This is a genomic window from Planctomycetota bacterium (genome assembly GCA_038746835.1).
Taxonomy (GTDB): domain Bacteria; phylum Planctomycetota; class Phycisphaerae; order Tepidisphaerales; family Tepidisphaeraceae; genus JBCDKH01.
In genome coordinates, this window is record JBCDKH010000135.1 from 1 (window position 1) to 10,524 (window position 10,524).

Annotated in this window: 7 protein-coding genes; 5 read left to right on the plus strand and 2 right to left on the minus strand. The window is 66.4% G+C overall.

Annotation, left to right across the window (positions count from 1 at the left end; all coding sequences use genetic code 11):
- Together AAGI46_12375 and AAGI46_12380 are read right to left on the minus strand one after the other, a co-directional pair.
- Positions 1 to 312, minus strand: a 312-nt coding sequence (locus AAGI46_12375; GenBank protein ID MEM1013002.1) for a hypothetical protein, incomplete at its 3' end; no start/stop codon positions are given.
- 40 nt (positions 313 to 352) lie between these two features.
- Complete coding sequence (locus tag AAGI46_12380; GenBank protein ID MEM1013003.1) at positions 353 to 2,056, minus strand: hypothetical protein; 1,704 nt, start codon at positions 2,054 to 2,056, stop codon at positions 353 to 355.
- Between the two features lie 252 nt (positions 2,057 to 2,308).
- Here AAGI46_12380 and murA point away from each other — a divergent pair, with 252 nt between their 5' ends.
- The 5 genes from murA to AAGI46_12405 form a co-directional block, all read left to right on the plus strand.
- On the plus strand, positions 2,309 to 3,667 hold the full coding sequence (murA, locus tag AAGI46_12385; protein MEM1013004.1) for a UDP-N-acetylglucosamine 1-carboxyvinyltransferase: 1,359 nt from the start codon (positions 2,309 to 2,311) through the stop codon (positions 3,665 to 3,667).
- A 127-nt stretch (positions 3,668 to 3,794) separates the two neighbouring features.
- On the plus strand, positions 3,795 to 4,616 hold the full coding sequence (locus AAGI46_12390; protein MEM1013005.1) for a hypothetical protein: 822 nt from the start codon (positions 3,795 to 3,797) through the stop codon (positions 4,614 to 4,616).
- A gap of 177 nt (positions 4,617 to 4,793) precedes the next feature.
- The gene (gene pilM, locus AAGI46_12395; GenBank protein MEM1013006.1) at positions 4,794 to 7,229 is read left to right on the plus strand and encodes a type IV pilus assembly protein PilM; all 2,436 of its coding nucleotides are present in this window, start codon (positions 4,794 to 4,796) and stop codon (positions 7,227 to 7,229) included.
- Positions 7,226 to 8,749: a hypothetical protein gene (locus AAGI46_12400; GenBank protein MEM1013007.1), complete on the plus strand. Its 1,524-nt coding sequence runs from the start codon at positions 7,226 to 7,228 to the stop codon at positions 8,747 to 8,749. Before pilM ends, AAGI46_12400 begins: the two co-directional genes overlap by 4 nt.
- A gap of 50 nt (positions 8,750 to 8,799) precedes the next feature.
- Positions 8,800 to 10,524: hypothetical protein (locus AAGI46_12405; GenBank protein ID MEM1013008.1), on the plus strand; the 1,725-nt coding region annotated here is incomplete at its 3' end.

Sequence of the window (10,524 nt, forward strand, 5' to 3'; positions counted from 1 at the left end):
GTCGCGATTCCAGCCGTAGCGAAGCCCGTTGCCACGCGTGGCAAAGGGCCGGCCGAAGTCGGCGCGGGCGAAGTCGACGCCTTCGTGGCCGGCGGGTTGGAAGTTGATGTTGACCTGAAACCCGCCTTCGAGCGTCGGGTCGTAGCTGCAGACCGGGCACGAGCAGCCCGGGCCATGGATCGTGCAGTCGGGGTCGCTGGTACTGAGGTGACGCCGTGCTTCCAGCCGCTCGAGCCGTGCGGCCTCGGGCAGCGCATGCTGCTCCCCGGCGGCATCGCATTGCTGGCAACACATATCGCCGACATCGGCCAACGCCGGCGATGACCTTACCTCAACATGAGCAACGCATACGTCAACTTCGATCGATCTCGCCGACCAGCGCATCGCTCATGAAGCCCTCGTCACGCGAGTCGCCTGCGATGTAGAGCAGGCGATCTTCTTCGTCGTCGTACACCAGGGAGCCGACCTTGCGAGGTTGGGCGGCACTTGTGTGGATGCGCCAACGGTCTTCGGCGACGTCGTAGCTGAAGACGTCGTCGCCGACGAAGTTACCACGACGCTGCCCGCCGACGCTCCAGATGCGCTCGCCGTCGAAGGCGGTGTTGATGTGGCTCAACGGCACCGGCGAAAGCTGCCCGAGCGACCACGAGGCGGCGTCGAAGTCATATCGCTGGATCTGCTGCCGGCCGGAGTAGCCGAAGTTGTGGTCGTATTCGCCCATCACGACCACGGCCAGATCGCCGCCGGACGGTGCCGCGCCCGGCACGACGTGGACGGCCGAGTGGTTCACCGCAAACGGCAGCGGCGGCATGACTTCCCACTCCGCCTCGCTGTTGCCGTTGTCGACGGCATCGACGAGGTCGAGCGACCAGTGGGTGACCTGCGTCAGCACGCCTAGTTCGTTTCCACCGCCCAGAACGTGCAGCCGATCGCCATGGACGAACGAGATTGCGGCGGTGCGACCCTCGGGCAAATCGGGCAGCTGCGTGAAGACGCCTCCGTTGCCGGCGTTGGGGTCGAAGGCGTAGACCTCGTCGCGGATGTCCTGGGGGGCGGTGTCGGGCGTGATGCCGAGCTGCCCGCCGGCCATGTAGATCAAACCACGGGCTTCGTCGGCAGCGAACGTGGCGTGGGTCTCGCTCACGCCGTCGGGCAGCGTGCGGACCTCTTCCTGCCGCGTGCCGTCGGTCAGGTCGAGGCGATCGATTTGATCGTGGACGTCGACGTAAGCCTGCGTGTAACCGCCGAAGAAGAAGAACTCGTCGCCGAGTCGCACCGCACCACCCTCGGCCCGGACGACGGGACTCGTCGGCACGTTGATGTCCGTCGCCGGCACGCCGCCGATCTGCTGCCAGTTGATCGGCTCGCCAGTCTCGTACGTCGGGAGCGGCTCGACCTCGGTAACGCGCACCCAGAGCAGCCGCGCTTCGACGTTGCGGGCGTTGAAGTCGAGCGTGATCCGACCATCCGGCCCCGGTTCGACGTAGCCGACGACTTCCGCATACGGCCAGTACGCTCGGAGCTCGGCACGGATGAACCGCTCGCCGTTGACGTCGATGAACGTCTCGCTCTCCACCGGTCCGCCCGCGCCAGGATCGCCAAAGTCGGGATCGCCCACGACGACGGCCAGGGCGTAGGTCCGGCCGTCTGGCACGTCGATCGACCAGGTATCGCCGGGTTCGGGCAGCGCGACGGTGTCGTACCGCTCGTCGATGTCCTGTCGCTCGCTGGCGGGTCCATTGCCGACGGCACGGCTTTCGGTCAGGGAGTAGAGGTCGCGTGTGGTGTCGCGGTCGACGACGTCGCCGGCAGCTTCGAGGTCGCGGCTCCAGCCGTAGCTCAGCCCGTTGCCACGAACGCCGAACGGTCGGCCAAAGTCGGCTCGGGTGTTGTCGACGCTGCCGAGGCTCTCGGGCTGAAAGTTAATAGTCGCCGAGAACCCACCGGCGACGGAGCGGTCGGCCGCCTCGGCGAGCGCGCTGGTCTCGGCAAAGGTCGATGCCAGAAGACGCCGCCTCTCAAGCGACTCGATGAGCGAACGGCAGGACTTCGGCATGGGTCGCACTCTAATACCTGTCGCCACAGAAATGGCGGTCACCTGTATCGGACATTGTGACTCACCGGCCGCAGCAGAGTTGCACCAGCCGGAACACGACGTCAAGATAATCCCGCCCGGCAGTTGAAGGCAGGACGCCTGAGGCAGCCGAGGCCGATTCGCAAGGTGCGAGCGATGGATCGTTCGTGCCGGCCGACCACCTGCCCAGGTGTGTCAGGCCCCACAGACCACCCGCCAAGGAAGGTGCCGGGCATGGACAGTCTTCTCATTCAGGGCGGCAGACCGCTCAACGGTCGCGTCGACATCAGCGGCAGCAAAAACGCCAGCCTGCCGATGCTCGCTGCCTGCCTCATGGCCGACGGGCCGACGCGACTCCACGGCGTCCCACGACTCAGCGACATCGCCTCGATGATCGAGCTGCTCCGCAGCCTCGGCTGCGACATCACGAGAAACGACCCGCCATCACTCGGCGATACCGGAAAGATCGACTTCGCCGGCCGGCCCGCGCTTGACGGGCCGCTGGACATCGATCCCGTCGACGAGTCACCCGACACCTGCACGTACGACCTCGTCAAGACGATGCGCGCCAGCGTTTGCGTGCTCGGCCCGATGTTGGCGAAGCGCGGACGCGTCCGGTTCAGCGTGCCCGGCGGCTGTGCGATCGGCGATCGCCCGATCGACCTGCACATTCGCGGCCTGAAGAAGCTCGGTGCCACCTTCCGACAGGACGGCGGGTACATCATCGGCGAAGCGCCTGACGGCGGACTCCGCGGCACAACGCTCTACCTCGGCGGAGCCCGCGGCCCGACGGTCCTCGGCACCATCAACGTCCTCTGCGCCGCCGCACTCGCCAACGGAACCACGCACATCGTTGGCGCGGCCTGCGAGCCGGAAGTCGCCGATGTCGCCCAGATCCTCAACAAGATGGGTGCCCAGATCCGCGGGGCCGGCTCGCCCGAGATCGTCATCCAGGGCGTCGACCGCCTTGTCGGCGTCACGCACACGGTTATCCCTGACCGCATCGAGACTGGCACCTTCGTTCTCGCCGCTGCGATGACACAGGGCGAGCTACGACTCCGCAACGCCCGTCGCGACCACCTGATCGCCGTCATCGACGCCTACGAGCAGGCCGACATCTGCGTCGAGGACGACGACGAGAACGGCGAGCTGGTCGCCCACGCCCCCGACGGGCTCAAGCCGGTCGATGTCACAACGCAGCCCTATCCGGGCTTCCCGACGGACCTGCAGGCCCAGTTCATGGCCGCGATGTGTCTGGCGGACGGCGGGTCGATCATCACGGAGCGCATTTATCCTGAGCGCTTCACGCACGTCGCCGAACTCAATCGCCTCGGGGCCAACGTCGTCAAGGAAGGCCCGTCCGCCATCGTCCGCGGCGGCGGGAAACTCCAAGGTGCGACCGTCATGTGCACCGACCTCCGCGCGTCGGCCGCCCTGCTGCTTGCGGGTCTGGCCGCGTCCGGCGAGACCCGGCTCGACCGCATCTACCACATCGATCGCGGCTACGAGAAGCTCGAAGAGAAGCTCCAAGCCGTCGGCGGTCGGATCGAGCGCGTCAACGACAAGGCCGACGCGCAGATTATCGCCGCGTGAACGAGTCGAACGCCTTCTCGGTGAAGCCATCGAGGCTGGCTAGGCTGGTCGTCACGTGTCGCACGGACGGTTGATTCATGTCGTTGATGTTACAGCCGGCGACGATGACACGTTCGACGCAATTGGCTTGAAGCCGGACATCGTGGGGCGGACGGACGGCTTCTGGGAACGCCAGCGGCTCTCGCTGCGGATTCGCGCCGCCGAGCCGGACGTCGTGGTGGCCTGGAGCGAAAACGCCTGCCGGGCCGCGTTGGCGGCGCGATCGACGATCCGGGTTGGGAAGGTCTTCTACCGCCCGTCACCGCAGGCACGCCGGCCGGTCACAGAGGGCATCGCGCTATGTCACTCGTCCGTGCAGCACGAGGCACTCGGCGGACACGTCCTTCCCCGGCCGGTTCCGAAGCTCGATCGGATCTCGATCGGCGACAACGTGTTCCGATGGATGCTGCCAAACGACGCAAGCGGCCACGTCGACCTTCGGACGGCAATCTGGGCCGGGGCGCTGGTTCGTCTCGCCGCTCGATCTGACGGCCGAGCGGTTCGGCTGGTGCTTCCACCCTCGACGCGTTGGCCGTTCGCACAGGCTCGTCGGTTCGCCGATCAGCTCGGCATCCCAAGTCTCGTCGAGCCGTGGCATGCGACCAGCTATGTCGAAGCCGCTCGACGCTGTGACGGCTTGGTCTGCACGCCGACCGGGCCTTGCGACACCTGGCCCGTGCGTCTGGCGCGGCAGTTGGGGCTTGCGATCGCGTCGACACCCGCCGCCGACGTCCGAGAAGCAGCTGGCGAGGCGGAGGTGTTCGAAGCCGAATCGAGCCAGGTCCGCCACGTCGCCAAGGCGATGCTGCAAGCAACGAATCACGAGAAACCTCCCAAACCGTCGCGCGATGCGACACACGACGCAGCTTCCGTTCGGGAAGCGTTCGCCGAGATCGTTCACAGCAATTAGAGGTGGTGGCCAGGGCACATACCTGTTGATGGTCAGGCCGCCGGGAGTTAAACTACGGCAGCCGCGTGAAGCGGCGACGGCCCCCGCGAACCCACCCGCGACCGCCCCGCCAGGCACGCTCATGTGCCGATTCGGTCGCCCGCGAGACCGTCGACACCCTCGAACAGGAGCCCACCTATGGCCAGTGCTGCATGGGGCATCGATATCGGCAACCGCGCCCTCAAGGCCGTCAAGCTTCAGCGGACGGCAGATGGCGTGACGGTGACGGACTTCGCGTCCATCGAACACGACACCATCCTCTCCGAGGCCGGTGACAATCGCGAGACCCTCGTCCAGACCGCCCTGGCGAAGTTCGTCAGCCGACACGACATCAAGCGATCGGCCGTCTGCGTCAGCGTCTCGGGCCAGCAGAGCTTCGCCCGGTTCGTCAAGCTCCCACCGGTCGAGCCCAAGAAGATCCCGGAGATCGTCCGGTTCGAGGCCGTCCAGCAGATTCCGTTCCCGCTGGACGACGTCGAGTGGAGCTACCAGCTCTTCGAGCGTGACGACGACCCGGACGTCGAGGTCGGAATCTTCGCGATGCGCAAAGAGCTCGTGAACGAGCACGTCCAGCAGTTCGTCGACCAGGACCTGGACGTCGTCGCCGTCCAGACGTCGCCGCTGGCCGTCTACAACGCGGTGCGAGCGGACGGCCGGCTCGACAAGGGGCACGCGGTGATCCTCGACCTCGGTGCCGAGAGCACCGACATGATCATCGCCAACAACGACGAGATCTGGATGCGGTCGCTCGACATCGGCGGCAACGCGTTCACCGAAGCCCTCGCCAAGGCCTTCAAGGTCGACTTCGACAAGGCCGAGGAGATGAAACGCGGGGCCAAGGCCAGCAAGTACGCCAAGCAGATCTACCAGGCGATGCGGCCGGTCTTCGGCGAGCTGGTCAGCGAGGTTCAGAAGTCGCTCGGCTTCTACCAGTCCGGTCATCGCGACACCAAGGTCCGCAAGGTCATCGCACTGGGCGGCGGGTTCAAGCTCAACGGCCTTTCCGGCTATCTGCAAAAGAACCTTCAGATTCCGGTCGAAAAGCCCCAGCGGTACAACATCGAGGGCCCCGAAGAAGCCGGCGCTGCCGCCGCGATGGCGGAGAACACCCTCAGCGGTGCCTGCGCCTATGGCCTGAGCCTGCAGGCACTGGGCGAGGCGAACGTCACCAGCAGCCTGCTGCCGACGCACATTCGCCAGGACAAGCTCTGGAAGGACAAGACCAAGTACTTCGTCCTCTCCGGTGCCGTCGTCGCCGGCGCGGCACTGTTGTCGTTCGGGGCCTTGTACTTCCAGAAAGCGAGCTTCAATGGTGGCGACGCCGATCGTCAAGCCATCGACACGGCGCTCCGGCAGGCTCGCGGACTCGATAGCGAGTGGTCCAACGTCGCGAACTCCGGCGGAGACAACCTGAAAATCGTCCAGAACGTCAGCCAGCTTCGCGAAGGCAGCAGCTACTGGCCGCCTCTGGTTTCCGACCTCTTTGCGGCGCTCCCGGCACCCAACGAGCAGCAGCGGCTAGCACTCTCGGGTGCCCTGGGCGATCCGCTGACCTTCGACGACGCTGACTCCGAGGCCCTCACGTCGACGCCGCGGGTCGAGCGCGAGTACGTGCTCTTCGAGTCGATGGAGAGCGTTTACACGGATGATCTCGGCGCGGTCGTCGACGACCCCGAGACGTTCTACACGAACGCCGAAGCCGTCCTCAGCGGCCGGGCGACGACCGGCGGTGCTGGCGGTGGAAATCGTGGGGCCGGCAGCGGCGGCGCTTTCCCAGGTGGGGTTTCCGGCGGCTACGGCGACTTCGACTACGGCGGCAGCTTCGGAGGAGGTGGCTTCCCCGGTGCCGGTGCCGGTGCTGGAGCATCGGCCGCCCCGGTCACGCCGACGACCGGCGGGACGCGACGCGGGTTCATCGTCCGCATGAAGCTCATCTCGCCCCTGGCGACCACCACCGAGCCGGGCTCCACGGCACCACGCGTGTACGACATCTTCGGAAATGACGGCAGGCAGGCTCTGGCGAGTGCGCTCTACCAGATCGCCCCTTCAAAAGATCGCCCCAACCTGCCGTACCGCGTCATCACGGCCGGCATGAGCGACGCCCAGCCGATTACGACTGATGGCGAGGTCATCGACCGTCTTCGAGACCGGCTCGCCGCACGCGAGGCTCTGACCACACCGACCGAAGAGACGGCCACGCCTGATGAACCGACACGACGACCACGTCAACGACCGGGATTCGATCCTGGCGGCGGGATCGGCGGTGGTGCGTTCCCCGGTGACAGCGGCTCGATCTACGGCAGACCGTCCGGCCAGCGTCAGGGCGGGTTCCGTCCCGGCCGACAGTTCGACTCCGGCCTTCCGACGCGTGGCGGCTCCGCCTCTGCCGACGCCAGCGACCCGGCACTCACGGACCCGGCCACCGGCGAGAGCATGGCCACCGACACGGTCATCGAAATCCTCATGGCGATCGAGCTCGATCCCGAGCCGTTCGAGGACCCCGAGACCACGCAAGACCCCTCGGCCGACGACATCGTCTCCGCCGATCCAACCGCGATCGGAGGTGCATCGTGAGCAACATCGATTGGAAACACATCCTGACGCTGGCCAAGAAGAACATCGCCAGCATCCTGTCGGGCGTCATCGCCATCGCTTCGATCGGCTTCGTGCTGTTCTACGTCGCTCCGGGCTTCGAAGAGCTTCAGAGCGAAGTGGAGCAGCGTGCGGCCGTCCGTCAGGAGCTCGATTCGATGCGGACCAAGTCGCGTCCGGACATCAAGCTCCGCGAAGTCGGACTCGGCGAAGAGGAGGAGATGCTGACCGGCTTCCCGACACGACCGACCATCACCATGGGTGAGCAGGTGATGGACCGCGTTCGACTCAACGCCGGCCGACTCTTGACGACCGAGGTCGAGCTCAATCGTCGCCTGCCGTTGCTCTTCGATGATTACGAGGAGGCCGCTGAAGCCTGGCCACTCTCAGGTCAGAACAACATCTTCGAGCGTGACCAGTGGCTCAACAGGTACCGGCAGGTCATGTCCGTCGACGCCGAGTCATTCGACGAAGACTCCGGCAGCTTCCCGGCAAGCTCGCTGCTCGGCCGGATTGCCGCAACGCTTCCGCCGACGCAGGAAAGCGTGAGCATCGCCCAGGAGAAGCGCCGCCTCGCCATCGAGGCGTCGGCCGCGACGAATCAGGACACGGGCGAGTTTCTCGATCCGGAAGGCGTTGCGGAACAGATCAATCGCGAGCTGTCCTCCCTCGCCCGCAACCTTCGGTACAACCGCGCCGCCGACCACCTGATCTACGTCACGCCCGGCGTGCCGGAAGCTCATCCGGTTGCGGGTAATCGCGGTCGCCCGGAGTCCGAGGAGATCTTCCAGGGCCAGATGCACTACTGGGCTCTTGAGACGATCCTCCTTCGCCTGACCGACATCAACGCCCGTTCCGTCGCCGACCTGGACCCAGCGGACCAGAACGTCGTCTCGGCACCGGTGAAGCAGATAGTCGCGTTGAGCGTGCCGACCGAGTTCCCGTCTGGGAGCGTTTCGGTCGCGAGTCAGCCGTCGGGCGGTGCCCAGGGCGGATTCGGTGGCAATCCGGCCGGACCGGGCAATGCCCCTCCGCCTCCGCCGTCCAGCGCCCCGCCGCCACCTCCAGGCCAGGCGCCCTCGCAGCAGCAGCCTGCCGAGGTCGAGACGCCGGAAGTCACCGTCGCGGTCGATGCCAGTGCGTCGCTGCCTCTGGACTACTCGCTGTCCCCGTCGGGCCGGTCGAGTCACAACGCGTTCTTCGATGCGATTCAGTTCGAAATCACCCTTCGCGTCGCCGCCGACGCGTTGCCGGACGTGTTGCAGCAGTTCCAGGTCGACTCGTTCATCACGGTCCTCAACGTCCAACGCGTCGAACCGCTCGACCCGGTCGTCGCCCTGCAGCAGGGCTACGTCTTCGGCGACGTTCCCGTCCTCGAGGTCGACCTTGAGGCCGAGATTCTGTTCCTCCGCGAATGGACCGCGCCGCTGATGCCCGATTCGGTGAAAGAGGCGCTCAACGAACTGTCGGGTGCGGGCTCGTCTGCCATCCCTGCGTTTTGACAATCGGCGATCGTCTGCCCTTCTGACTGGACTCGAACCACCCTCGTCCCATGGACAAATACCTCGCCAAACTTCGTGACTTCCTGGAGAAGTACGTCCAGTTCGTCGCACTGGCCCTCGCTGGCCTGGCGCTGTTCTGGATTCTGTTCAGCTACGTGCTCAATCCCGGCGTCACTTCGGCCGATCTCGGTGCCGAGTCCGTCGGCCCGGGCGATGTCGACAGCCGCGTCTACGAGACATCCGGCCGACAGCTCGAGCGTGCAGCGCAGGACACACGCGTCGCCACGGCCATCAGCCCGGAAGACGTCGACATCATCCTCAGTCCCGCACCGCTCGCGCCCGTCGCGAGGATGGACGGCGACTCACCCGCCGGCGTGATCAGTGTCACGCCGACACCGCGGTTCGAGCGGGAAGAAATCGGCCCGACCGGCGGCGGCATCGCGCAACTGCCCGAGCTCCCACCTGCCGAGATTGTCCGCGTCGCCTCGTTCAAGAGCTTTGCCGACGTGCCGACCGATCAGGTCGGCTTGGCCGAGCCCGAAGACGTCGTGGGCGTCGTCGTCCGTTGGACATTGCCGATGGGCGAGATTCGCGAGCGTTTTCGCCAAGTGCAGCTGCCTCCGCGAATTTCGACGACCTCGCTTCTGGACGTCCGACTCGTTCGCGAGCGCAAGCTCGATGACGGCAGCTGGGGCGAGTTGACCGAGATCACCCGACTCCGAAACGCCGACTGGCTCGAAAGCCCCTCCGCAGACGCCGACGTCGACACCAAGCGAGCGTACCGCGACTTTGCTCGCGAGAACCCGTCACTGGTCGCCCTGCCTCCGTTCTACCCGGTCATCCGCGGCGAGCTGCCCGAAAAAGCCGCAGCCGAGCCTGTCGAAGAGCTGGGCTCTGACGATGGAGACGCGGACGCGCCCCCGGTGCCCGTCCGACCAAGGCCGCAGCGTCCGCGCCCCGGCAATCGCGGCGGGCCCGGTGGCTATGGCGGCGGCGGATACGGAGGTGGTGGTGCCGGGGGTCCGGGTGGTGGCTCCGGTGGCGGCTTCCCCGGCGACTCAGGCGGTGCCTTCCCCGGTGGTGGTTCCGGCGGAGCGTTCCCCGGCGACACCGGCAACCCGTACGCCCCGCCGTCTGGAGCGGGCGAGGACCCTGGCTTCATCCCCGGTGGTCCGGGACAGCCGAACCAACCCGTCTTCGTTGGCGGCGACGTTCCCGGCGAGTTCAACCCCGCCAACGCCACCGGCGACATCGAAGGCTGGGCCTTTGACGAGACCGCCGAGCCGAACGAGACCTATCGCTACAACGTCGCGTACTCGCTTCGCAATCCACTTTTCGACACCACCAACATCGCCGACGACCCGACGATCGAGCAGCAGCTCAGTCTCGTCGTCGCTCGCGACTCGGCCTGGGTCGACTCGTGGAGCGAGGAGATCACGATCGATCCGATCGTCCGCTGGTTCATGCGGAACGCCGGTGCCGAAATCGCCGGCCGACTGCAGAACGCCCGCTTCAGCATCTTCCGCTGGCAGGAAGGCACGTGGCACGAAGAGGTCTTCACCGCCACTGCCGGCGACCCACTCGGTGCCGAGCGGGACGGCATCGACTTCGCCACCGGCCACTACCTCGTCGACGTCCGCGAAGACCCGGCCACCGGCGATTCGGTCGCCGTCGTCTCCGGCGACAACGGCCGATTCACCCGGCACGACGACGAGGAAGACGAGAGCGACGACTTCGATGAGCTCAAGAAGCTCGTCCAGGGAGACGAGGTCGCA

What these genes read in the sequence shown, in the direction of transcription:
- AAGI46_12380 (MEM1013003.1), bottom strand. Translation starts at nt 2,056, where the DNA reads ATGCCGAAGTCCTGCCGTTCGCTCATCGAGTCGCTTGAGAGGCGGCGT.
- murA (MEM1013004.1), top strand. Translation starts at nt 2,309, where the DNA reads ATGGACAGTCTTCTCATTCAGGGCGGCAGACCGCTCAACGGTCGCGTC.
- pilM (MEM1013006.1), top strand. Translation starts at nt 4,794, where the DNA reads ATGGCCAGTGCTGCATGGGGCATCGATATCGGCAACCGCGCCCTCAAG.